Annotated in this window: 24 protein-coding genes, 1 tRNA gene and 1 pseudogene; 12 read left to right on the top strand and 14 right to left on the bottom strand. The window is 40.3% G+C overall.

Annotation, left to right across the window (positions count from 1 at the left end; genetic code table 11):
• Positions 1 to 104 precede the first annotated feature (104 nt).
• The 4 genes from OKW21_RS14695 to OKW21_RS14680 all read left to right on the top strand — a co-directional run bounded on the left by OKW21_RS14695 (position 105) and on the right by OKW21_RS14680 (position 4,251).
• Positions 105 to 1,592, top strand: a complete 1,488-nt coding sequence (locus tag OKW21_RS14695; protein WP_277480385.1) for a sulfatase family protein — start codon at positions 105 to 107, stop codon at positions 1,590 to 1,592.
• A gap of 48 nt (positions 1,593 to 1,640) precedes the next feature.
• Positions 1,641 to 3,143, top strand: coding sequence for an alkaline phosphatase D family protein (locus OKW21_RS14690; RefSeq protein WP_277480383.1), 1,503 nt, complete (start codon positions 1,641 to 1,643; stop codon positions 3,141 to 3,143).
• Positions 3,144 to 3,667: 524 nt separating this feature from the next.
• Positions 3,668 to 3,949 carry a type II toxin-antitoxin system RelE/ParE family toxin gene (locus OKW21_RS14685; protein ID WP_277480382.1) on the top strand — a complete coding sequence of 94 codons (282 nt, stop codon included), beginning with the start codon at positions 3,668 to 3,670 and terminating at the stop codon, positions 3,947 to 3,949.
• A gap of 2 nt (positions 3,950 to 3,951) precedes the next feature.
• A complete protein-coding gene (locus tag OKW21_RS14680; protein WP_277480381.1) occupies positions 3,952 to 4,251 on the top strand; it encodes a HigA family addiction module antitoxin in 300 nt (99 codons plus the stop codon).
• Positions 4,252 to 4,445: 194 nt separating this feature from the next.
• Here the strand turns inward: OKW21_RS14680 and OKW21_RS14675 are convergent, their stop codons facing one another.
• From OKW21_RS14675 to OKW21_RS14655, 5 genes are all read right to left on the bottom strand, one after another.
• Positions 4,446 to 6,035, bottom strand: a complete 1,590-nt coding sequence (locus OKW21_RS14675) for a SusD/RagB family nutrient-binding outer membrane lipoprotein (protein ID WP_277480380.1) — start codon at positions 6,033 to 6,035, stop codon at positions 4,446 to 4,448.
• 87 nt (positions 6,036 to 6,122) lie between these two features.
• Positions 6,123 to 9,428 (bottom strand): SusC/RagA family TonB-linked outer membrane protein, encoded by a 3,306-nt coding sequence (locus OKW21_RS14670; protein WP_277480379.1) that lies wholly within the window; start codon positions 9,426 to 9,428, stop codon positions 6,123 to 6,125.
• Positions 9,429 to 10,072: 644 nt separating this feature from the next.
• Positions 10,073 to 10,435: a hypothetical protein gene (locus OKW21_RS14665; protein WP_277480376.1), complete on the bottom strand. Its 363-nt coding sequence runs from the start codon at positions 10,433 to 10,435 to the stop codon at positions 10,073 to 10,075.
• 463 nt (positions 10,436 to 10,898) lie between these two features.
• Positions 10,899 to 11,228 carry a type I restriction-modification system subunit M N-terminal domain-containing protein gene (locus tag OKW21_RS14660; protein WP_277480374.1) on the bottom strand — a complete coding sequence of 110 codons (330 nt, stop codon included), beginning with the start codon at positions 11,226 to 11,228 and terminating at the stop codon, positions 10,899 to 10,901.
• A gap of 638 nt (positions 11,229 to 11,866) precedes the next feature.
• Positions 11,867 to 12,220, bottom strand: a complete 354-nt coding sequence (locus tag OKW21_RS14655; RefSeq protein ID WP_277480373.1) for a hypothetical protein — start codon at positions 12,218 to 12,220, stop codon at positions 11,867 to 11,869.
• Between the two features lie 68 nt (positions 12,221 to 12,288).
• Between OKW21_RS14655 and OKW21_RS14650 the strand changes: the two genes are divergently transcribed.
• Entirely contained in the window at positions 12,289 to 12,498 is a 210-nt protein-coding gene (locus tag OKW21_RS14650; RefSeq protein ID WP_277480372.1) for a hypothetical protein, read from the top strand.
• A gap of 45 nt (positions 12,499 to 12,543) precedes the next feature.
• Here the strand turns inward: OKW21_RS14650 and OKW21_RS14645 are convergent, their stop codons facing one another.
• A complete protein-coding gene (locus OKW21_RS14645; RefSeq protein WP_277480371.1) occupies positions 12,544 to 13,113 on the bottom strand; it encodes a hypothetical protein in 570 nt (189 codons plus the stop codon).
• 165 nt (positions 13,114 to 13,278) lie between these two features.
• Here OKW21_RS14645 and OKW21_RS14640 point away from each other — a divergent pair.
• The 4 genes and pseudogenes from OKW21_RS14640 (at position 13,279) to OKW21_RS14630 (ending at position 15,139) form a co-directional block, all read left to right on the top strand.
• Positions 13,279 to 13,724: pseudogene (locus OKW21_RS14640) on the top strand (recombinase family protein).
• Positions 13,725 to 13,801: 77 nt separating this feature from the next.
• Positions 13,802 to 14,164 carry an ISAon1 family transposase N-terminal region protein gene (locus OKW21_RS14635; RefSeq protein ID WP_277476278.1) on the top strand — a complete coding sequence of 121 codons (363 nt, stop codon included), beginning with the start codon at positions 13,802 to 13,804 and terminating at the stop codon, positions 14,162 to 14,164.
• Positions 14,165 to 14,225: 61 nt separating this feature from the next.
• Positions 14,226 to 14,534 (top strand): transposase, encoded by a 309-nt coding sequence (locus OKW21_RS32715; protein ID WP_420870092.1) that lies wholly within the window; start codon positions 14,226 to 14,228, stop codon positions 14,532 to 14,534.
• Positions 14,507 to 15,139, top strand: a complete 633-nt coding sequence (locus OKW21_RS14630) for an ISAon1 family transposase (protein ID WP_420870093.1) — start codon at positions 14,507 to 14,509, stop codon at positions 15,137 to 15,139. The genes OKW21_RS32715 and OKW21_RS14630 overlap by 28 nt, the downstream gene beginning before the upstream one ends.
• 127 nt (positions 15,140 to 15,266) lie before the next feature.
• On the opposite strand, the gene OKW21_RS14625 is transcribed toward OKW21_RS14630, so the two are convergent.
• A tRNA-Asp gene (locus OKW21_RS14625) sits at positions 15,267 to 15,340 on the bottom strand.
• A gap of 198 nt (positions 15,341 to 15,538) precedes the next feature.
• Between OKW21_RS14625 and OKW21_RS14620 the strand changes: the two genes are divergently transcribed.
• Together OKW21_RS14620 and OKW21_RS14615 are read left to right on the top strand one after the other, a co-directional pair.
• Positions 15,539 to 16,483: an acetyl-CoA carboxylase carboxyltransferase subunit alpha gene (locus OKW21_RS14620; protein WP_277480369.1), complete on the top strand. Its 945-nt coding sequence runs from the start codon at positions 15,539 to 15,541 to the stop codon at positions 16,481 to 16,483.
• A 25-nt stretch (positions 16,484 to 16,508) separates the two neighbouring features.
• On the top strand, positions 16,509 to 17,270 hold the full coding sequence (locus tag OKW21_RS14615) for a patatin-like phospholipase family protein (protein WP_277480367.1): 762 nt from the start codon (positions 16,509 to 16,511) through the stop codon (positions 17,268 to 17,270).
• A gap of 26 nt (positions 17,271 to 17,296) precedes the next feature.
• Here OKW21_RS14615 and OKW21_RS14610 read toward each other — a convergent pair whose 3' ends face one another.
• A complete protein-coding gene (locus tag OKW21_RS14610; RefSeq protein WP_277480366.1) occupies positions 17,297 to 17,866 on the bottom strand; it encodes a hypothetical protein in 570 nt (189 codons plus the stop codon).
• A gap of 204 nt (positions 17,867 to 18,070) precedes the next feature.
• Here OKW21_RS14610 and OKW21_RS14605 point away from each other — a divergent pair, with 204 nt between their 5' ends.
• Complete coding sequence (locus OKW21_RS14605) at positions 18,071 to 18,628, top strand: 1-acyl-sn-glycerol-3-phosphate acyltransferase (protein ID WP_277480365.1); 558 nt, start codon at positions 18,071 to 18,073, stop codon at positions 18,626 to 18,628.
• Here OKW21_RS14605 and OKW21_RS14600 read toward each other — a convergent pair whose 3' ends face one another.
• The 6 genes from OKW21_RS14600 to OKW21_RS14575 form a co-directional block, all read right to left on the bottom strand.
• Entirely contained in the window at positions 18,629 to 19,222 is a 594-nt protein-coding gene (locus tag OKW21_RS14600) for a GNAT family N-acetyltransferase (RefSeq protein ID WP_277480364.1), read from the bottom strand. It abuts the gene before it with no gap.
• Entirely contained in the window at positions 19,222 to 20,541 is a 1,320-nt protein-coding gene (gene tyrS, locus OKW21_RS14595) for a tyrosine--tRNA ligase (protein WP_277480362.1), read from the bottom strand. Before tyrS ends, OKW21_RS14600 begins: the two co-directional genes overlap by 1 nt.
• Positions 20,542 to 20,614: 73 nt before the next feature.
• The gene (locus OKW21_RS14590) at positions 20,615 to 21,208 is read right to left on the bottom strand and encodes an outer membrane beta-barrel protein (protein ID WP_277480361.1); all 594 of its coding nucleotides are present in this window, start codon (positions 21,206 to 21,208) and stop codon (positions 20,615 to 20,617) included.
• A 59-nt stretch (positions 21,209 to 21,267) separates the two neighbouring features.
• A complete protein-coding gene (locus tag OKW21_RS14585) occupies positions 21,268 to 21,666 on the bottom strand; it encodes a hypothetical protein (RefSeq protein ID WP_277480359.1) in 399 nt (132 codons plus the stop codon).
• Positions 21,667 to 21,825: 159 nt separating this feature from the next.
• Positions 21,826 to 22,278 carry a DUF2267 domain-containing protein gene (locus tag OKW21_RS14580; RefSeq protein WP_277480357.1) on the bottom strand — a complete coding sequence of 151 codons (453 nt, stop codon included), beginning with the start codon at positions 22,276 to 22,278 and terminating at the stop codon, positions 21,826 to 21,828.
• Between the two features lie 94 nt (positions 22,279 to 22,372).
• A complete protein-coding gene (locus tag OKW21_RS14575) occupies positions 22,373 to 23,665 on the bottom strand; it encodes a NupC/NupG family nucleoside CNT transporter (RefSeq protein WP_277480356.1) in 1,293 nt (430 codons plus the stop codon).
• Position 23,666 lies beyond the last annotated feature (1 nt).

Below are 23,666 nucleotides of genomic sequence, written 5' to 3'. Positions count from 1 at the left end.
TCAAATGTATAAACATGTTTTTAGGTAGAATATTCTCTCAAAAACTGCAAACAAAATCTTTTGATACGGTCATACATTTAAAGTATTCTGCTAAACGGGCTGCTATGAGTCATAAGGTATTAGTCATCACTATTTCTTTATACCTTACTGCTTGTGCTCTGTCTGAGCAGGAAAACGCTGAAGTCACTCATCTACAAAAACCGAACTTAGTCTTTGTGCTTACAGATGAGCAACGTTATGATACTTCTGCTCCCTATGGCAATGCGCAAATCAGAACCCCTAATCTGAATAAGTTAGGTGAAGAGGGCATTGTGTTTATCAATGCGTATGTTACGCAGCCGCATTGTTCACCGGCAAGGTCTACTATCCTGACAGGTTTGTACCCTCATACCACCGGAGTAACTACGAATAATATTCCTTTACCTGAAGCAATAAATACCTTGCCTGAACTCATAGACGATTCGGAATATGCCACCGCTTACATAGGTAAATGGCACCTGGGCAATGAACTGGAGGCATGGCAGGGTTTTGAGACCCGAATTTCTACTGAAGATGGTTATACTGGCGATGCTACAACCAAATTTAGCGATTACCATTACTGGCTTCTCGATAAAGGCTATGTACCTGATAATAAAGACTCTAGAACCTTCTCCCGTAGCTTTGCCGCAACTTTACCCTATGCACATACCAAATCAAAGTTCATGGAAGAGGAGGCGTTGGCCTACCTAGAAGCACACCAAAATAATCCATTCATCCTGTACCTAGGCTTTCTGGAACCTCATACACCCAATACGGGACCTTTCAATGATCTGCATGATCCAGCAGCTATCACATTGGATGAAACCTATGGTATGCCGTTGAAAGAAGATGCCCCTTTACGCGAACATATCATTGCCGCTGCCAGCAAAAATTTGGATATAGATGCCCTAAAGACAGAGATGGCCAAGTACTGGGGGCTAGTGCATCAGGTAGACCTCTCCGTAGGTGCTATCAGAGAGAAACTGCATGAGCTGAATTTGGAAGAAAATACCATCATCGTTTATACAAGCGAACATGGAAAAATGATGGGTAAGTTTAACCTGGCTCCCAAACGACTGATGTATGAGCCTTCTTCCCGCATTCCCTGGATAATGCATGTGCCTGCTATGCATGCAGTTGTTATTACCCAAGCCGTCAGTCATATTGATCTGGTGCCGACACTATTAGAATTAGTGGGAAAGAAAGTTCCTGATCAGATGCAGGGAAAAAGTTTATTGCCTTTGATTACCGGAGAAAGCGCGACAAATGATCCGGTTTTTATAGAATGGAATCCTTTCCTGACCAGACGCTATGACAAGCCGGATAGTTTGTCAGATGAAAGATTTGATGAAGTGATCTTTCAGCGAATGCGTACCGTAGTGACCCAGGATGGATGGAAACTCAACTGGAGTGAACAGGAAATTGATCAGTCTCAATTGTTTAACCTGCAAGATGATCCCCAGGAACTTCATAATCTTTACGAAGTTGATGAATACCAAAATAAAGTTCGAGAGTTAAAGGAAATAATCAAAACATGGCAACAGCAAACAAGTGATACTGTAAAAATGGAGTGATGTATCGAGTATGTTGAACATTAATAAAACTGAAAATTTAATAAGTATATGAAGAACCGTAACCAATCACGAAGAGACTTTCTCAAAAAAACTGCATTAGGAACCACAGCTGTTGGTTTAAATACCGGAAGTTATGCACAAATCATTACACTGAATGAAGGTCCATACTTCGGCAATGGATTTCACAATGGATGGGCTGATCAAAACTCTATTGTGATATGGACACGCCTGACTAAAAACCCGGAAATGAATTTCAACGGAAAGGAATTTATTGAGATTTCTGGGGAAAAACATCGTGAACTGTGGGAGATTGCCGATGAAGAAGAAATTTATCAATCACAAATTCCTGCCGGCTATGATTTAGATGAAATGATCGGTGCTTGCCCTGGAGCCGATGGAGAGGTCCGCTTAAGGTATTATCCGGAAAACAAACCTAATGCTGCTAAGGAAATTTCCTGGACGAAGGTAGATCCGGAGAAGAATTTTACTACCCAGTGGCAGCTCAGAAATCTTACACCTGATACCAAATATGCTGTAGAACTTGAGGCAAGAGCAGGTACCAGTGCAAATACCACAAATACTCTGAAAGGTAACTTCTGCACCCCACCAGCAGTAGAAAGCAGTAAGGATATCAGTTTCTGCATCGTTACCTGTCATGATTTTATTCGGAAAGACTCCCCAAAAGGCCACCAGATGTATCAGGCGATGTTACAGCAGGCTCCCGACTTTTATGTACATACTGGCGACATCGAGTATTATGATAAGCCTAGACCTTACGCACTTACCGAAAAATTAATGCACTTCAAATGGGACCGCATCTTTGCTTTGCCACACCAACGCAACTTTTATAATCAGACAACCACTTATTTCCTCAAAGATGATCATGATACATTGTGCAATGATGCCTATCAAGGTATGACATACGGCACTGTTTCTTTTGAGCGGGGTATTGAAATTTTTGACAAAGAGCAGTTTCCTTCCAATGATAAACCTTATAAAACCGTCCGTTGGGGAAAAGATTTACAGATTTGGCTTATGGAAGGCCGGAACTTCAGAAGCAAAAACACTGATCCTGATGGACCTGATAAAACTATTTGGGGAAAAGAACAGAAACAGTGGCTTTTCAATACCCTTGAGGCATCAGATGCCGCCTTTAAGGTAATCATTTCACCTACACCAATTTTGGGCCCCGACCGAAAGAACAAACATGACAATTACGCCAATGATAATTTTGATTATGAAGGAGATGAAATACGAGATTTTATCAATCAATATGACAACATTTTTATGTGCAATGGTGACCGGCACTGGCAATATGTAACCCACTGGGAGAATACAAATTTATGGGAGTTTGGTTGTGGCCCTGGGTCTGACGAGCATGCAGGAGGATGGAGTCAGGATAATAAACTTCCTGAACATCAGTTTCTTAGAGTCAAAGGTGGTTTTTTAACAGGAAGAGTCGCACAGGAAAATGGAGTGCCCATCCTAAAATTTCAGCACTTTGATATAAAAGGAAATAAAGTACATGAAAAAACCTTTAAAAAAGAGTAGTGAAATGAAGTGTTAATAGGTTGGCTGCGCATCCATTAAAGTCCTTTACGCATCGGCTTTTGCGCCTTTTCAATGCACCTACTTACAGTTCGTTTACATAAAGAGATAGAATTATTCGTAGAAGTAGGTTAACCAACTGACTTGCAGCGCTTTAGTCTGTTGATAAATGAGTCCAGCTTTGAGAAAATATCGGTAGATCATATTGACAGTTATATTATTCCTGAAAAGGACTGTTTTTTATCAATTGCCATGTAAATCCAATCATTAAAAAATACGAGGACACCGCCACCGTTAACATAATTGCAGATTATTGCACTTTCAAGAAGAAGGACTTATATCATCAGGTGTCCGGACAAGCCCCTCGTTGCTCCAAGCACGAAAATTGCAAATATGAAAGAAAAACGCTCGCAAGTTGGACCTGCTACTCGCACTGGCCGTCTTGCCGCATCAAAAAAAGAACGCATATGTAATCCAAAATCAAAACTTTATACTTATCTTTAGCGTTAGTAACGCAATAAGTGAGTATGATAATTTCATTTGGATCAAAGCAAACTGAAAAAGTATGGAATGGTAAAAGAGTGTCGAAATGGCCAATTGAGATTCAGAAAATAGGAAGGCGTAAACTTAGAATGTTGAACAATTCACAGAATATTGCAGATCTAAGAATTCCACCTTCAAACAGACTGGAAAAGCTTTCTGGTAATCTCAGCGAATTTTACAGTATCAGGATTAACGACCAATGGAGAATCATTTTTCAGTGGGAAAACGGGCAAGCATCAGAAGTAGACATCATTGATTATCATTAATTATGGAACATTTACCTAACATTCATCCAGGAGAAATACTACAGGAAGAGTTTCTCATTCCTTTAAATGTTTCTGCATACAGACTATCCAAAGAGATAGGTATTCCACAAACCAGGATCAGTGAAATCATTAAAGGTCGAAGAAGAATTACAGCGGATACAGCACTTAGATTAAGTTACTACTTTGGAATGAGTGCTAAATTCTGGCTAGGATTACAAGATGATTATGATCTTGAAGAAGAAACAAGAGCAAAGAAATCAGAACTGGAAAACATCAAGAAATATGAAAATGACGTGGCATAACAGACCATAAGAGCAAAGCTATGCCTGTGCCTAGGGTAATCGTTAGGATGTCATAGAATAGGAAAGCGATGCAGAAATGCTTCTACATCGCTTTACCGTATCCGATTAGCTATCGCTAACCCCTTTTCCCTATGTCTAAACCCCAAAATTCAAAATTTAGGATGACTCAAGTTTTTACAGTCATTGAGATTATATCAGTTTAGATCCCAGAACAACGGATTATTTAAATCGTCATCAGCAGCTATTCTGGCATAATTTATTTCATTGAAAGTTTGTTCGGGGCCAGGAATGTTGAAACGAACTGGAGGTAGCGTTTGGTTATTGCTATTATCAGGTACAAAAGCCAAATCAATTTTATCCAACCGTCTAAACTCTGCCCAATTTTCGTAAGGTTGAATGATGTTGTAGTGAACCCACTTTTGTCTAGCGATAAGTTCTAGTTTTTCATCACTCGTAGTAGCGGCATCCCAGCTTACGTCAGCTCCAGCCAGATAGGTGGATATGTCTTCAGCAGTTGGAATTGTTGGTGCAGGAGCAGGGCCGGGATCATTAGTTACAGCTCTTATTCTTACATAATGATCTACCGAATTAATAACAGACATCTCATATGAGGCTTTGGCCATGGCATCATCACCTGACTTCAGATAGTATTCTGCCTTATACAGATCAACTTCAGCAGCATTAATAATTAGTCCTGGAAAATACCGATTCCTGGCATATGTGCCTCTGTTAAACTGCGCGATTAAACCATCACCTACGTCATTGGCCACATCAACGGCATCAGCAAGCTGATCAATTCCGTTATAAACCCCTCCGGCGTTTTCTCCTGGTTCCCATATATATGTTAATCGGGGATCACCTGTGTTGACCATCTGATCAAGAAAAGTTTGTCCAGCAAAGCTTGAATACCATCCTTCAGCATCATTTTCAAGTGTAGTGAAATTTGAATTGATAGGTGTACCAAAATCCACCACATCAATCTGAATGTTCTGATCATTGTTCTCAACTACTGGATAATTAGCAGGATTGCCTAAAATCTGTCCAATTTCAGTATTTGCACGAGCACTGAACTCTGGAACATCCTGAACCCTGCTTAGCATTCGTAACCGAAGAGAGTTGCAGTACCTACGCCAGCTATCAACATCACCATCGTTCACATAATCCTGAATGGCAAAGGATGACTGGACAGTAGGAGCCAACTCCACATCATTCATGTCATCGGCGATAGCTGCCAATTCATCCAACATAAAAGTGTAGATGGTACTGGGATCGTTAAATTCAGCTAATGAGGCCACATAATCCCCACTATTTTGGCTAAGCTTTCCGGCTTCAAGGAATGGAATAGCGCCGTATAGATCAGTCATTCGCTGGGTATAATCATACATGTAAACCTTCGCGGCCAGCATAAAGATTTTCTTATTGGCCTGCTCAGTTTCAGTTGAGTTATTATAGATTTTTTCAAGTTCCCTAAACTGGAACAAAGTCCCGTAATAATTATTCCAAACCGCATCAGAACCAGACGATGGAGGTATATATTGATTGGGTTCATTTTCCCAACCGATAATTTGCATATAGCGATTTAAACTGGTTCGTAGCACGACGAAATAGTTCCAATATTGTTTTAATACATAATCTTTATTTTGGACTAAAAATCCTGTGAACTGGCGGTCAATTGAAGTATTTGCCAGCGTACCAGGATTTACATATGCCTCCTCAAAATCCGATTCAGTACAGGAAAAAAGGACTGTGAGAATGATTACTGTTACTAATAATATTTTTTTCATGTCTATATAGTCTTTTCTTTAATGTTTACATACAATTTGTTCCGAAGGCTCTCGGGACTCATTTCATGTAAATTAAACTGTTCATAATTAGAAACTAGCACGTAACGTGAATCCCAAAGACCTAAAAGCTGGATTGTTACCAGCGGTATTGATGTTTTGATACCACCTGGTTCCAGCAGTGGTCTGCTCGGGATCCAGGTCTTTGATGGTCCTGTGCAGAAAGAACAGGTTTCTACCAAAAACTGAAACAGTCAGATCTCTTGCACCAATCTTTTCAGAAATGGTTCTAGGAATCGTGTACCCTAAAGAGAGCTCCCGCATCTTGATGTAGTTATTCTTGTTAACATACAGCTCGTAACGGGATGATCCATACTGCGGACCTCCCCAATTGTATGTACTTGCATAATACAGGGACTGAGGAATCACATTTGTATTAGGTTCTCCACTCTGCAATACACCATCTAACAATATACCATCTTCGTATACATTTTCACCGTTAGGTCCGTTTGGTCCTGTAGCCGCGTCAATCTGAACACCTTTTCCGTTCTCATCAAAATAGTAGGTAAGACCACCACGCTCAGCATTCATTCCATTCAGACTTTCTTCGAGCAATCCACGACTGATCATCCAGTAGATACCAGTAGGCATTATGCTGGATCCAAAACTAAAGTCCAGGAGTACATTTAAATTGAATCCTTTATACGAAATATTATTGATGAAACCTCCGATCACATCGGGCATGGCGTTTCCGGAGTTGATCCACTCATCTCCATCCAGCTGATATAATCCATTATCCTGAACAATCATATTTCCATTGTCATCTGTTTCAACCGGGTGCGTAAAGATGTCTCCCATAGGACGGCCTACTACTGAACGTACCTCAGCCGCATTGCCGTCATAGTTTGCGTGAATAAGTTCGGTTGAATTATTTGCCAGTTTTTCTACTTCGTTGGTATTTCTGGCCAAGTTCAACATTACATCCCAGTTGAAGGCTCCTTTGTTGAATACCTGAGCATCAATTGCTAACTCCAGTCCCTGGTTCCTCAGGGTTCCAATGTTTGTCAGGATAGCTCCGGCACCTGTACTTTGAGCAATATCAAGGGGAAGAATCTGATCCCTGATTTGGGCATTGTAGTAAGCAAAGTCAAACCCTAATCTGTTGTTAAAGAACCTTCCTTCTAAACCAATTTCAAATTCATACTTCTGTTCCGGTCTGATGAAATCATTTCCAAATGTGCCTCCAGGGATGAAGGTGTACAGCGGAGAAACACCAGCTGCCTGGACGCCAAGTGTGTTCTGAGTATAGGCAACATTGGCCTGGTATACACCAGGGTAATTACCTACCACGCCATAACTTGCTCTTAGCTTACCGAAAGAAACACTAGCAGGTAAGGATATTAGTTCAGAGAATATGAAACTGGAATTGACTGAAGGGTAAAAAAATGAATTATTATCCGGATTCATTGTAGAGAAGCGATCTCTTCTTCCAGTTCCTTCAACATACAGATAATCCTTGAAGTTAAACGTAACTGTTCCAAAGTAGGCATCATTCACACGATTGACCCTTCTCAAGCTAGTATTTGGTTGGTTTAAAGATGAGCTTAGATCAAAAAAGTTCTCTGTTGCCAGACCGCCGTTAGTTCCTGAAGACTGATAGGTTTCTTCTTCAACCCTCGCTGAGTATCCAGCCATGGCTGTGATTGCTAAATCATCAGTGATCTCTCCATCATAGGTAAGCAATACGTCTCCGTAGAGGTTTGTTAATCTGTTTTGATTAACACTGAAACCTCCAGAGTTGCCTATTACTAAAGGCACACTTGTAGCAGTCTCATTACGGATTGTTTCCGAAGTGAAATCGTTGGCTAATCGCCCTCTCAAACTCAAATTATCGGTGAACTGAATAGTCTGGGTTATACTGGCCAGGACCCTGTTGTTGGTTTCAAATGACTGGTGCCGGTTTACCCGCCACAGATAGTCAGCAATTGCACTTCTGAATGGTTGGTAAATAATATTCTCATCAGGAGTGGCACTCTCCTGAGTCCCTGTTCTGAACTTATAACCCAGACTTGTTTGGTAATGATCAAAATACCATTCAGCCTGCTCAAAACGATCCATCATGCCCCCAAAGTTATTGATCATCCGGTCAACTTTATAAGGCCTGTTTCTGGTGAACTGGTTGATGTACTGCACGGAAACATCTGTCTTTGACCACTCAGCCAAAGTAAAAGATGAATTCAGATTGAAGACATTTCTCTCATTTTTTGATCCAACACTGATCATCTGGTTATTCTGACGTGTGTAGGAAAGTCTCATGTTAGCCCTTTCATTCGCTGCAGACAAGGCAACATTGGTCATTTGAGAATTTGCATTCTGAAAGAGGTCTGCATAAGAACTATTTGACGGGGAGTAAGGAACAATGTCGCCTGTCCAGGCACGTACTGGCTCACCATCAAATACAGGTCCATAATTTCGCGATTCATTCATCAAATACCGGTTACCCTCACCGTCATCGATAAAACCATCAAGACCCTGGCCGGCATCAGTCCATGATAGTGGTAAACCAGGTCCTCTTACATTTTGATATCTTGGTAAGTAAGCTATCCTGTCATTCGTATAGGAAGTAAAAACTTCTACCCCAAGACCTTGTGTTCCTTTTCCTGATTTGGTGGTGATCATTACAACACCATTATTAGCTTCAGAACCATAAAGCGCAGCTGCAGATGCCCCTTTCAGAATGGTGATGTCTTCGATATCAGCAGGGTTCAGGTCATTCAGACCATTACCTCTGATTCGTTGATCACCCCAGTAGCTACCATTGTTGAACTCACCACTTCTGATTGGTACTCCATTAAGGACAATCAAGGGCTGAGTATTTCCTGTAATAGAAGCAAACCCTCTGATATTAAAACTAATACCAGAAGTAGCTCCACCAGGAGTAGACTGAATTTGAACGCCGGGTGCTCTTCCATAGAGCGAAGCACCAAGCGTTGGTACGGCGGTTCGGTTAATATCTGCGGATTCAATCGTACTTACAGCGTATCCGGTTTTTCTTTTGTCTTTCTCAATACCGTAAGCAGAGACAATCACTTCTCCTAACTGTTGAGAACCAACAGCAAGTGAAACATCTACTACTGATCGATTATCGACAGGAACTTCTTGGGTCTCATATCCAATAAATGAAAATCTTAAGGTAGCGCCATCTTCAACGCTGATGGTATAATTTCCATCAATATTAGTGATCGCACCTTGCTGAGTACCCTTAACAATCACATTCACACCTGGCAGGGGTGAACCATCATCGGCGCTGGTAACCTTTCCGCTAACGGTACGCTGTGCAAATGCAAAACTCACCGTGATAACGAAGAATAACAATGTAGTTAGAGTTTTTCTCATAGTAAAGAGTAGTTATGGTTATATATTAACAGTGAGGTTAATATAATTATATAAGAATATTGGAAGCTATGTTTTTCTGTCATTTTTACTTTCTCTGAAAATTTTTTTCATTATTTAAATAGTTTTTTATCTATCATTAGGTCAAGATGTCCATTACAGCAATAATGATAAACAAAGAATAATTGATAAGATTTGCTGCGCATTGTAGGGTAGGGGGGAAACGATAGAACCTGTGCATATACTACTCGTTAATATGTCTTTCCAGCTAAGCAAATATCATGAATCTTTCTCTTCAGGTGGGTTTTTACGAACGATCTTATAAAACTTAGGCTTAGAGATATGGAACATCTCCAGAATTTCTGCAATGCTACATGAATCATTCCGAATTTTGAGTTTCGGGGTTTAGACAAAAGTTAAAAAGGTTAGCAATAGCTAATCTGATACGATAAAACGGTGTAGGAGTCTTCCTGCATCGCTTTCCTGTTCTGTGACAGCCTAGCCTGAGGAGTTTCTGTCTCTGTTGCACGAGTTTTTCATCCAGTAGGGAAAGTAAAAAAGCATAGAGTAAAGTTACCGCGTGTAGTAATTTTATCCTGTTATGCCGCGAGGCTCCCACCAGAAACAGAGCCAGCATCTTTCCATAGCTAATTCGGATTTGTTGAAGCGAAAGCACTGCGTGCAGCCCCCGGCTCAATATCCCATCTTTTGGCAAATGCAAAGACCATTTTCCAGGCTTTTTTATCTGAGGCAATTTCTTCAGTAGTGAGCAGATACCAAGGCTGTAGGCCTTGCTTGCCTGATCGGCATATGATAAGCGTTAGTTTATGCTCTGGATAGTCAGGGTGAAAACAATTAAACCAAAGCAGACTACGCTTGAGATGAGATTTTGCCCTGCTATCCCTGAGTATTTTTGATGAAGTTGCTTTTTTCCCTACTGAGAAAAGATAAGATTTTCTTGACCTGCCTTCCTGATCCAGTAGACAATAGCGGTAAGGCCAACGCAACATGAAGCGGTCTGACTTGGAGAGCAGCAAACTAATCCAGTTGCTGGAAGCATAGCCGCGATCAAATACATGTAGAACGGTATCGGATAATGATTTCTGACCTACGCTAAATGCAGGAATCTAAGCTGAGAAAGAGATGTCGTATGCTTTCCGAGACTGGTCCACCAACCAAATTTCGGTATTACAGGAGGATGATGCAGGCCGCATAACAAAAGAGTACCCCCCCTTAAACCGGACACGTGAACAGGCTTCTTGGTAGGAGGATCATAATAACTACGTTTGATCCTTAGTAATCTTTTAGCCTTAGAACTGCGGACAGCACCCAAGCCTTCCGTTGACGAGTCGTTTATCAATATGTTGATCAAGCTTGTGCAAAAAATGTAAGAGAAACTCCTTCAGGCGACAAGAAAAAAACACAGCCGTTACAGCACGGTCAGAGGAAAATTAAGTATTTTTAGCATAGCTATTATACATAAAAACCTTTTTGTTTAGATCTGTTACTTTTCTCTAAACAGGAGGTTTTTCTTTTGTCATCCTTTATGTAAAATATGGGATGACTCATGTAGGTATTCACTTTTTCCAGGACTTGAGAGATAGGGTCGTCATCTAAGCCTTTTGCTTTCAGCTCATTGTATTGGATCTGTTTGTCCTGATCAAATTTGTTAGATAGCCTTATGAGGAAAAGCATGCCAAAGATGTATTCTTTAAACTCAGATGCACCCATATTTCCTCTTAGGATGCCGCACGCATCCATCAGGAAGCCTTCAAACCATGATAGGGTTAGTCTTTTCTTCATCTATTCAGAATCATGATGTGGTATGTTTAGTGCAATTACTTAAAATTCATGAATTAGCCTTTCAACTGAAATACAAAATTGATGCTCCCTAAAAATTTGTTATAAATCATTTGAAATTTTCAGCATTGGCATTTCATATTGACGGAATGACATAAAAGTAAATTAAGTGATAGGTTTAATTTACAATGCCTAATAGGGCACAAGGCGATAAATAGTTTTTTTAAACCACGCTGGAAAAGTATTTGGGCGATCCCAATCACAAAGCATCACGAAAGGCATAAAAAACATCTGTAGTAGAGCACATATTATACTTATCACTAAAAAAATTTTACTACCAAATATCCAGTAAATTGCAGAACTAATAAAAAACAAAATTAATAGGTAGATAAGGGTTCTGTTGAAACTTGTAAGTGGCCAATAAACGATTTTTCTAACTTCATTGACCCAATTGTCATAATTACTTACCAAAAAGTAAATGCCTTTTCCCACATTATAAAATAGCAAGGGTGGTTTTGATACCACATGATTGTTGTCATCAAAAGATCTTGATGGCCCTAATAACTGGTAATCATATGATGATAACGGATTATCTAAATAACTATTCTTATGAATTAAAGATTGATTTTGCTGAAAAGCATTTAAATCATCAAGGAAAGATTCTTTGTGCTTACCTTTAAAATATGAAGTCCGGAGAAATTTAAGTCCATAAGTTTGGGCAACAGCTTTAATATCATCTTCCAGGTATAATTTCTCTGGTTTTTTTTCCCAAAATGGATTAAAAGTTTTAATGAAGTCTTACCCAAATCATCCACAATTGATTCTGGAGCAAAACCTGCCTGACGAAGTGTTTGGTAGTCAGTCTGGATTGTCTCTGAAAGCTGGTCATAACGATCCAGACGGGATAAATTGAGCGAGTTGAATAATGACTGGTAGGCTTCTTGGTTCTTTTCTTTCTGTTGTTCTAATTTATGCAGAAGAGATACTTCACTCATGAGTAATAGGAAGTTAGGGTAACGTAAACACGATATAGTCAGTTTTTACTTCATATAAGTAGTTTGATATGAAATCAATTACAAAAATTTCAGAAGATACCGATATAATTTTACTCCTCGCACTGTACCTTTTGTTCTTTTTTGACTTTAGTATTCTGAGCTGGATAGTTATTTCTCTATTATCTATCACTATTGGCTTTGGACTTTTTGTAAGTTGGAGTTGCAATAAAGATGAAAAGCTAAACCAAGGGGTCACGCTAAAAAAACAAGAAAAATAAACCCTAAAGCATCACAATTTCAAAGTTTATCTGTGTAGAATGTTCTTAAAGGTAAGAGTCATAACTACTTACTAAGTAATAAATATCTGCACCAATATTGTAGAACAATAGAGGGGCTTTAGAAGAAGAAGATTCTTTTCCCTCAAAAGTTTGAGGTAAACCAAGAAGATAAAATCTAGTTGAGTGAAGTAGTTGAAATACACGACTAACACCTCCACTTTTATCCTCTAATGATGCCAAGAATTTAAGAAAACTCTTTATATCTTTTATAAATATGCTTTTTTGGTCACCCTGGAAATCATTCGTTTTAAAAAACTTAAGTCCATATGATAAGGCTACTTCTTTGATATCTTCCTCTAAATAAAACTTAGTAGGATTTTCTTTTTCTAAGTCCATTAATAAAGATGAAGACCTTTTACCTAATCTCTCTAATATAGATTCTGGTTTAAACCCCGCATATAATAAAGCCTGTTCATCACTCATAGCTTCATCTCCGGTCCATGATCCTTCATTGAGTACCTTATCCTGTTCAATTGCTTGGTGAATTTCTTGGTAGGCATCTTGATTAGCTTCTTTCTGCTCATTTAAGAGCGATAAAATAGACATCTCGTTCATGGCTGCTAGGTTGGTTAATAATACGTTCGTTCTCTTTATCTCAGTCAGCCTTTATTTTTATCTGCTTTATTTGACTGTATAACTACTAAATAATCTAAAGAAATTGTGTTAAAAAATCTAGATAAAGTTAATTTCTTTAGATTAGAGTTAATTAAGCTTTTAGTTATGAGAATAGGATATGCTAGAATCTCAACCCTAGAACATAACCTCGACTTTCAAAAAGATGCTCTTGAAAGTGAAGATTGTGATAAAATAATTGTAGACACTATTAGTGGTTCTGTCTCACTTCGTCCTGGTCTGGATATCTGGAAGAAAGAGGGATAGGCTTAGTCAGTCTAAAAGAATCTATTGATACTAGTTCTGCAACTGGAAAGCTGGTATTCCATATGGTCGGTGCCTTGTCAGAGTTTGAACGTAACTTAATTCGTGAAAGAACAATGGCAGGTCTACAAGCCGCCCGTTCACGTGGCAAAAGGGGATGTAGGCCCAAAGCTTTTTCTGGCAGACTACAAAAAAGTCTGGTTCAACTATATAAAGGTGATAGTCCCTCTGTAAATGAAATTTGTAAAATGATGAATATCTCGAAGCCAACTCTATATAAATTAGTATAAATCCTCAAAATTTAGGATCAAGCGTAAAAGTTGTGGAGTGAGCTGGTAGGGTATAATTTAGCCGTCAAAAAGAATCATTGGATAAAGCTATCATTTCTTTGTTTCTACCGGATGGGATGCTTGACTATTTTGAAGTTACTTCAGTAGAAAAGACAGAAGAGAGCTACACTATTAGTTTAGCAGAGAAGAACCAGCATCCGGAGGAATATGCAGGTGAGAACCTCATCTCCAAAGGCTATTTTGCAGAAATTACTGTAAAAGATTTTCCCATACGCGGTAAAGCCTGCTATCTGAAAGTAAAACGCAGAAGGTGGTGGAATGAAGATACAGGAAAGGTAGTTTTTAGAAACTGGGAATTGGTGGCTCAGGGCACGCGAATGACTATGGAATTCGCGTCTTTTTTAAAAGCATTGCATCGATACCACACCGGTAAGCTGTAAAAGCTTAGGCAACTACTTCCATATAAACGGCAAGTTATTAGAAGAGCAATATGCTGCTCATTTGAGTGACTACAGGCATTGGGATCAGTTAGAGCATGCCGAGGATTATGTTGTTTTTCCTGAGAATGTTGGTGAATATATCACTATTGATGAAACAGCAGTTTCACAGGGTGAACTTTACACAGTGATCACCAACAAAGCGGCCAGGGGGAATAAAGGCTGCCTTATTGCAATGATCAAGGGTACTAACAGTGAACGAGTAAAGTCTATCCTGCTTAGAAAGATCCCATTAGAAAAAAGGAGGCTGGTCAAAGAAGTCACCTTAGACATGGCGGCCATTCCATGGGGGCCAGTATGGAACAGATCGTGACTAAGACATTTACCAAAGCTGTTTTAGTCACCGATCGTTTTCATGTGCAAAAACTGGCTTATGAAGCAGTTCAGGAAATGAGGATAGCTTATCGCTGGGAAGCTATTGAGCAAGAGAACCAAGAAATGGAATTGAGCAAAGAAGTAGGCAGAACCTTCGTTGCCAACAGGTTAGAAAATGGTGATACTCCTAAACAACTACTGGTCAGGAGCAGGTACCTGCTCTTCAAGGACAAAAGCAAATGGACGTCTTCCCAAGTCCACAGGGCAGAAATCCTGTTCAAACTCTATCCACAGCTTGAGCAAGCTTATGAATTAGCTCAAAAGCTAGGACATATATACCAAAACACTAAAGAGAAAGGTGTCGCTTTCACCAGACTGGCCAGATGGTATGATCAGGTAGAAAAAGCTGGCTTTAAATCTTTCAATACAGTCTCTAGAACCATTCAGCAACACTATAAAACTATCTTAAACTTCTTTGATAGAAGAAGTACTAATGCTGCTGCTGAATCTTTCAATGCCAAAATCAAAGCTTTCAGGTCACAGTTCAGAGGGGTGAGAAACATTAGCTTCTTCCTCTACAGACTTTCCAAAATCTATGCTTAGTACTACTGTCCCCCAGATTTGTTGCTTGATCCGAATTAACTTGGTTTAATTTGGTAGGGTAAAAACAAAAAAAAACCGCTTAAATTTAACGTTTAAGCGGTTTTACAATTATTTGACTTGAGTCTTGCGGTCTGGACGGGACTCGAACCCGCGACCTCCTGCGTGACAGGCAGGCATTCTAACCAACTGAACTACCAGACCTTGAAGTTTGTGTGAAAAGTACTTTCTACTTTTCCGTTTTGGTGTTGCAAAGATATAAGCAATGATTTTAAATACAATGCTCAAGTAAAAATAATTTAACTTTTTTTTATGTGCCTTCCTTTAGGCTTGAAGCTTGTTTTTTACTTTTGGTAAATACTGCAAGAACACTTAGTTTTGCTCAACAATCAATGGATTACTATGCTATTAGAATTTGAAAAACCCATTGTGGAACTGGAGAATAAATTAGCGGATATGAGGCAGATGGCTGAAGAGAGTGGAGTGGATGTCACTGAGGCTGTAAAATCCCTGGAGCAAAAAATTTTCACCTTGAAAAAGGAAACATTCCAGAATCTGACCCGCTGGCAAAAAGTCCAGATCTCACGGCATAATGACCGTCCTTATACGCTGGATTATATTTATGAGCTTTGTTCTGACTTTATAGAGCTACATGGTGACCGCTCAGTGAGTGATGATAAAGCCATGGTTGGTGGCCTGGGAAGTATTGACGGGCAGACTATCATGTTTATTGGCCAGCAAAAGGGTAGAAATACCAAGCAACGTCAGCTTAGAAACTTTGGCATGCCTAATCCGGAAGGGTATCGTAAGGCATTACGTCTTATGAAACAGGCTGAAAAGTTTAATAAGCCAATCGTCACCTTTATAGACACACCCGGAGCCTTTCCTGGTATAGAGGCCGAAGAAAGAGGTCAGGGCGAAGCGATTGCCCGTAACCTGAAAGAGATGTTTATGCTTAAGGTGCCCGTCATTTGCGTAGTAATAGGAGAGGGGGCTTCTGGGGGGGCATTGGGAATTGCAATTGGCGATAGAGTCTTCATGTTAGAAAATACATGGTATTCTGTGATCTCACCCGAAAACTGCTCCACAATTTTGTGGAGAAGTTGGGAATACAAGGAACAAGCAGCAGAAGCTATGAAACTTACTGCAGAAGATATGTTCAAGTTTAAACTTGTAGATGGAATTATTGAAGAACCATTGGGAGGAGCTCACACTGATCTGAAAAAACAAAGTGGCATATTAAAAAAATACCTTTTGGATAGCATCAAACTGCTCAGCAAACTTTCTCCTGAAAAAAGAATTGACCAAAGGATCAAAAAGTTTACTGCCATGGGCGTAGTTAAATAAGATATACGCTGATCACGCAATGGACATGAAAATTGGTCTCGTACTATCAGGTGGAGGAGCCAGGGGGATTGCTCATTTAGGTATTATCAAAGCACTTTTAGAGTTTGAGGTTCCCGTTGACATTATTTCCGGAAGCAGTTCCGGGGCCATAGCAGGAGCATTATTTAGTTATGGATATTCTGTAGATGAAATATTAAAAATTATCTCAGAGCTTAGCCTGGTCAAACTGCTGAAACCTGCAATAAGTAAAACGGGCTTGTTACGAATGGATTCCGCCGTAGAACTGTTTCGTAAGTACTTACCGGAAGACGATTTTTCTACATTAAATATCCCACTTTTTGTTTGTGCCACTGATTTGTGTAAGGGTAAAAGTATTTACTTCAGTGAAGGTCAACTCTTAAAACCCTTAATCGCTTCCTCTTGCCTTCCTGTAATATTTGATCCCATTAATATTGACGGTAACTTATATATAGACGGGGGGGTACTTAATAACTTTCCTACCCAGCCACTGCTGGCTAAAAATGTAAAGATCATTGGGCTACATTCCAATCCGGTAGACGAATCATTTAAACTGACCAATGTGAAGACTATGTTTGAAAGAACATTCCTGTTGGCGATCAATGCCAACAGCTATCATAATGTCAGTGATTGTGACCTGTTTTTAGAGCCTCCCGGATTGAAAAAAATAAAAGTTTTTGACATCAAAAAGTCTAAAGAGATTTTTGAAATAGGCTATAAATATGGAAAGAGCAAAGAGCCTGAAATCAAAAATCTCCTGCATAGTTAGTGCCTGCCTAAGTGATTAATTAAGCTTCAATATCTTTTTACATCAGAGTCATCTAAGCCAAAAGTGCGAATCACTTCTTCATAATTGCTGTAATCAACGTCCTTTCGGGCATTAGAAGTTGAGTAGTCTGCAGGAAGTACGACGACTCTGAAAATCTGATCCTGGGTATATTCAGTTCCTAATGTACTTAAATCAACAGTCCCATCCAGAAAGATATTAACATCCACAAAAGTATGGTCAAAATTGTACTGAAGTGTACCACCATCTAAAAAAGCATTTTGGGGTAGTAGTCGCCAGATGTTAATCGGGGGCTCATCAGTGACTTCAATTTGTTCCCATGAAATATACACAAGCACTACATCGGACTCAAAAACTTCTATTTCATCCTCGGGAAACTCAAAGCCAAAGCCATATTCATTTTCACTGCTGAAGTCTCCTTCAATCTCAAATACAGATCCCAGGATATTTACACCGTCTAAACCATCTTCACCGGGAGGGCCTTGCGGACCGATAGGACCTTCAGGGCCAACCGGACCATCACATGCAGATAAAAAACAGAATAAGGCACAAAAAAAGGGAAGAGTGAATCTTTTCATAACAAAAAATAAGTTTGCGTAATACTGAAGTTTAAAGTAAATCAATTGTCTTGCCAAATAATATTTGCTGAAGGATCATTTTTCTGAATATAAGTGAAAAGAAGCTGAAAACAAGGTCATCCGATCAACTTTCACAAAAAGCAAATCGCCCTGACTTCCATAAAAACGAGTTCAAAATTCCCGATTAAACTTTTATCTTTCGGCATGTGGAGAATTATTGCGATTATCATTTTCAAAATCACCGGATGGAAAGCCCGTTCCTATATACCTACTGATATAAAAAAAGCAGTCATGGTAGCTGCACCGCATACCAGTAATTGGGACTTCATATATGCAAGGGCAGCATTATTTATATTAAGGGTTCCGGTAAAGTTTACCATCAAAAAAGAATGGGTAAAGTTTCCGCTTAGCCTTATCCTTAACCCGCTGGGAGCACTTCCCATAGACCGCCAGAAAAAAGGAATGAGCAGAACCAGTACCGTGGATAAAATGGTTGATATTTTTAATCAGGAAGATCACCTAATCATACTGGTGACACCCGAAGGCACAAGAAAATATGTGGAGAAGTGGAAGTCAGGATTTTACTTCACCGCCCAAAGGGCTAATGTGCCGATCATATTAGGCTACCTGGATTATAAAGCCAAAGAAGCTGGAATCGGAGCCGTATTTCAGCCCACGGGCGACAGAGATAAAGATGTAGAAGAAATTAAGGCTTTTTACAGAACAAAGACCGCCAAATTTCCTGAAAAAGGAGTGAGGTAGCTACCTAAGTTCTTTGATCCAAAATTTAAATGTTTTGTCAGTTTCTTGTTGCTGATCTATATCTTTCCATCTCATGGTAGTTTCAAGCTGGGGCAGGCGGGTGTAACCTCTTTTTTCCCAGAAACCATGCAAAGGTTTATAGTTTTCCGGCTTGAGAGGGTGGTCTGCCCGGCGTTCTACAGCACAGAAGGAAGCATATTTTTTCTTCAGATTATGGGCATGTCCTTCTCTTTGCCGAAAAAATTCTACGCCTATCCCTCTTCCCCGGTAGCTTTCCTTTAATACGGATTCTCCAAAATACATGACGTCCTCCACCGGATATTCAGTGCCTTCAAAAGCTTTTTTGATAGCTTCGGTTTCTTCCACTAAAGGAATACAGGTGGAGGCGCCGACTACTTCCTCATGCTCAAGAGCGAGTATTACAGCACTGCCCTCTGCACGTGTATAGGTAGAAAGATAGTCCTTTTCGTAGGCTTCGTTCCCATCATAAAGATATGGGAAGCTCCGAAAAACCTCTATCCTCAAAGCAGCGAGATCATCTAAATACTGTAAAATCTCAGAGCCAGTAAATTTTTTGATTCTAACCCCAGCCATCAGGGATTTACCTTTAAAAGGTAATAGTTCTTCTTGCCTCGCTGAATGATGAGATACTTATCCTGCAGCAGCTGATACTTCAGAGCCTCATTTTCATCCTCCACTTTTTGCTTGTTGATACTTACACCTCCTTGCTTGATCATTCTACGGGCTTCTCCTTTTGAAGAGAACACCAAATCTTGTGCAGTATCTGCCAATAGCTCCAGTACATTTTCTGAGGCATCATAGTCGGAGCGACTGATTTCTTTCTGCGGAACCCCTTCAAACACTTCCAGCAGAGTTTTTTCATCTATTTCGTTGAGGTCTTCCAGCGTAGATTTACCAAAGAGAATGTTAGATGCATTTACCGCTTTTTCATATTCTTCTTCAGAGTGAACCCGGATAGTAATATCTTTAGCCAGTTCTCTTTTGGCTTCATTAGGGTTAGGATTAGCTTCCAACGCTTTGATTTTCTCTTCGGAGAAGAGCGTAAACACTCTCAACAGTCGTGGCGTATCTTCATCGGATACGTTGAGCCAAAACTGGTAAAATTTGTAAGGAGAAGTAAACTCAGGATCAAGCCATACATTGCCCTCTTCCGATTTACCGAACTTGGTTCCGTCCGCTTTGGTAACCAGCGGAGCAGTCAAAGCAAAAGCATCTCCCCCTTCTTTGCGGCGAATAAATTCAGTTCCGGTCGTAATGTTTCCCCACTGGTCAGACCCACCCATCTGCAGCTTTACCCCTTTCGTTTTGTAAAGGTGGTAAAAGTCATAACCCTGGAGCAATTGATAAGAGAATTCGGTAAAAGATAAGCCGGTATCCAACCTTTTCTTTACTGAATCCTTCGCAATCATATAATTTATTGTGAGGTGTTTACCTGCATCGCGCAAAAACTCCAGAAAGCCAATGCCCGAGAACCAGTCATAGTTATTGACAATTTCAGCGGCATTTTCACCTTCTTCAAACTCAAGAAATTTTTCCAGTTGTTTTTTGATGCCCGCCTGATTGTCCCTGAGTGTTTCTTCGTCAAGAAATTTTCGTTCGGCAGCCTTAAAAGAAGGGTCACCAATCATACCGGTAGCTCCGCCCACCAGCGCAATCGGTTTATGGCCTGCCAGTTGTAAATGCTTCAGGAGCATGATCGTGGCCAGGTTACCAATATGCAAAGATCGGGCAGTAGGGTCAAAACCGATATAAGCAGTGGTGACTTCCTTGCTAAGTTGCTCTTCAGTGCCGGGCACCATATCATGGATCAGGCCTCTCCAACGGAGTTCGTCTATAAATTGGCTCAGCGCTTCGCCGCGTGATTGTTTGCTCGCCATAGTAGTTTCGCTCATCAATTTCTAATCTTGTGATTCAGATAAGACGCAAATATATAAACTTCGGCAGAGTTTCTGAACCCTTTCAACATTAGTGAAGCGAATACAGCAGGCTAAATTCTATTCCTGCTGCAATCAGGCGACGGTGATGATGATCTTTCTGAAAAGGTACGAGTGAATAGATTTGCAGTTGTGGCGCCAGATTTAGAGCAAATGAGTCGTTAAGCTTTTGCTCCAGGCCCGGAGAGAACAGAATACTCACTCCACTGTTATCATCCAGATCATTAGGGGCATCATTTTCAAAATCAAAGCTAGCGCCTATGTCTATGAAAAACCTGGTGCTGCTTTCTCCTAAATATCTGCGGAACACTACGGGCACAGAAATAAGATTTCTGCTGTAATCCCGCTCAGGGGCTATTTCTCCGGGTAGGAGGTTCGGGCTAATCGTATGTTTAGCATTTCGGTAAGTAAGCCCACTTTGAAATTTCCAGTTTGGGTTGATAGAATAAAAATAAGCCAGCGAAAAGCTATAGCCAGTACCTCCGTTAGAACTTGCAGTCCCGTCAAGGCTTTCAAAGTAAATAGCATTAGTGGCATCTACCGAGCCGGAAGCGCCGATCTGCTGCTGGGCAAAACCGCTGGAAAAAAAGCATATACAAAGTAGAGAAAAAGTAAATGGTTTCATTCGTAAATGAATTGTGAGTAAACTTTATAAAAATACTTAACCATTACTCAAAGTCAAGCTCAAACAGCTGGCCATTGCCTTAAGTAAATGTCATTCCAGTCAATGATAATTTCTCCATTTTCGGCAATGGAGCGTTTATTCTCTTCTTTGAAGTTGATAAAATCTATTGGGGCAGAACGTTTTCTTCGCAGCAGATTAACTTTTTTGTCCAGCATTCGCTCAAATGGGAGCAGCTTAATATTCCATTTGGCAAAGCAAAAGTGTGTATTGCTGTATTTAGCTATTAAATGTTGAATTTTGGCCTCGCTCACCTCTCCACATTCACCCCAGAAAAGTGCTTCTTCTCTCAAATCAGTTGCCAGTAAGTCGGGCTTATATCGTCTTTCAGCCCTATGGTAAGTTTCAATTTTGATTTCTTTGTATTGGGAAGCATAGAGTTTAGCCAGAAAAATTTTCATCAACACGTGCGTTTCTTTTTCTTCTGGCCGTTTAATTAAAATTTGTTTGTGACCATTGATTCTAAATGATATTTTTCTACGTAGCTTTTCAGTCATGCTGTAGGGCAAAGAAAAACCGGCGGATTGCCGGTTTTTCGGTTTAATAAAAACTGATATGTCTTAGCTAAGGGCTAAAGCAGGCTTCAGCTCTTCTTTGATATCTTTGGGTAGCTGATCAATGACATGCTTAGCTTCTCCCTGTGTCAGGTATTTACGCAATGCTACAAACGTACGCTTGACCAACTCATCAGTAGGCTCATTCCACTGAAAATCACTTTCACCCATGCGAGACTGCTCATCTTTTACATGTTGGCAAAATTCCTCCATACTTTCAAATTTAAGCGGCTTCTCACGGTATTTCCATTGTTCAACATATACTGCCTTAAGAAACATGGGTAGTTGTGCCAGCAAATCCAGCGATTCACTCATCGTAATTCTGTCTCTTAGCACATGCAGCACCGACCTGAGTAGACGGGAAATAGCTTCGTCTTCTCCCGAATGTCCAAGTTCGTTACTTAGTTCATGTACAAATGTGTGTCCTTCCTGTGCAAACTTATCAATGTTAAAACTCATAACATTATCTGTTTAGTTGAAAAAATTCACTTTACTCTTAACGTCTTAACAGATAGAACTTTGCGTATGTTATTAAAAATCAAGGTTTTGTATGCTAGTGGTTTACCAGCATACCGGCGAGGGTACCGGTCATCATGCAGGCGATGGTAGCGGCAAGTAGTGCCCACAGTCCTAATTTTGAAAGGTTGGCCTGCTGATTGGGAGCAATGCTTCCGATGCCACCGATCTGTATAGCTATAGAGCTGAAATTTGAAAATCCGCACAAAGCATAAGTTGCCACAACAAGGGCCTTGCCCTGGATAATCTGATCAGCTTTCATCTCGGACATACTGAGGTAGGCAACAAATTCATTGATGACGGTTTTCTGTCCTAAGAGACTACCCACTTCAAGTGTCTCCTGCCACTCTACACCCATGATAAAAGCAAAAATCCGGAAAATTTGTCCCAGCAGATACTCCAGAGAGAGGCCTTCAAATTCTCCCCCGGTACTATTCACAATTAGTCCGTTTAAGTTTGTAATATCACCCAAAACATCTTTAAGCAAGAAATTGAGGGCAGCGATGACTGCGATAAAAGCGAGGAGCATGGCACCTACATTGACCGCTAGCCTGAGTCCGTCAGAAGCGCCTTTGGAGAGTGCATCAATGAGGTTCACACCCAGCGTTTCATCGCTTAGGTTTAGTTTATAGTTGATTTTTTCCTCTTTAGTTTCAGGAATCAGGATTTTGGCTATTACTATGGCTGCCGGCGCATTCATGATGGAAGCACTGAGCAGGTATGCGGCAAATCTTGTCCTTTCAGCAGGGTCGTCTCCTCCCAAAAAAGCGACATAACCTGCCAATACGCCTCCGGCGATGGTAGCCATTCCCCCCGTCATGAGGCACATAAGTTCGGAGTAGGTCATACGAGAGATATAAGGCTTTACAAGCAAAGGTGCTTCTGTTTGCCCTAAGAAGATGTTCCCTGCCGCAGAAAGGCTCTCTGCCCCGGATAAATGCATAGTGCGGGCCATAATCCAGGCGATACCGTACACAATCTTCTGAAGAATCCCCAGATAATATAAGCCAGCAGAAACGGTAGAAAAAAATATGATGGTGGGTAGTACCTGAAAAGCAAAAATAAATCCGAATGAAGACGCATCCACCAATTCCCCGAAAAGAAACTCTGCACCTGCTTCGGAAAAACTCAGAAACTTTACGAATCCTTCACTTACAGTGCTGAAAATTTGTGCTACGAAGGAAACTTTAAGTATCAGAAAGCCGGCAAGAAACTGAAGAGCTATCCCGCTTACCACAAGGCGCCAATTGATTGATTTTTTGTTCCTGGAAAACAGGAAAGCAATAGCCACTAAGATGGCGATTCCTAAGGTTCCGCGTAGATAGTCCATA

It is taken from the genome of Catalinimonas alkaloidigena (genome assembly GCF_029504655.1).
GTDB classification, from domain to species: domain Bacteria; phylum Bacteroidota; class Bacteroidia; order Cytophagales; family Cyclobacteriaceae; genus Catalinimonas; species Catalinimonas alkaloidigena.
Note: the sequence above shows the minus strand (reverse complement) of the source record. Positions and strands in the feature narration are given on the sequence as shown.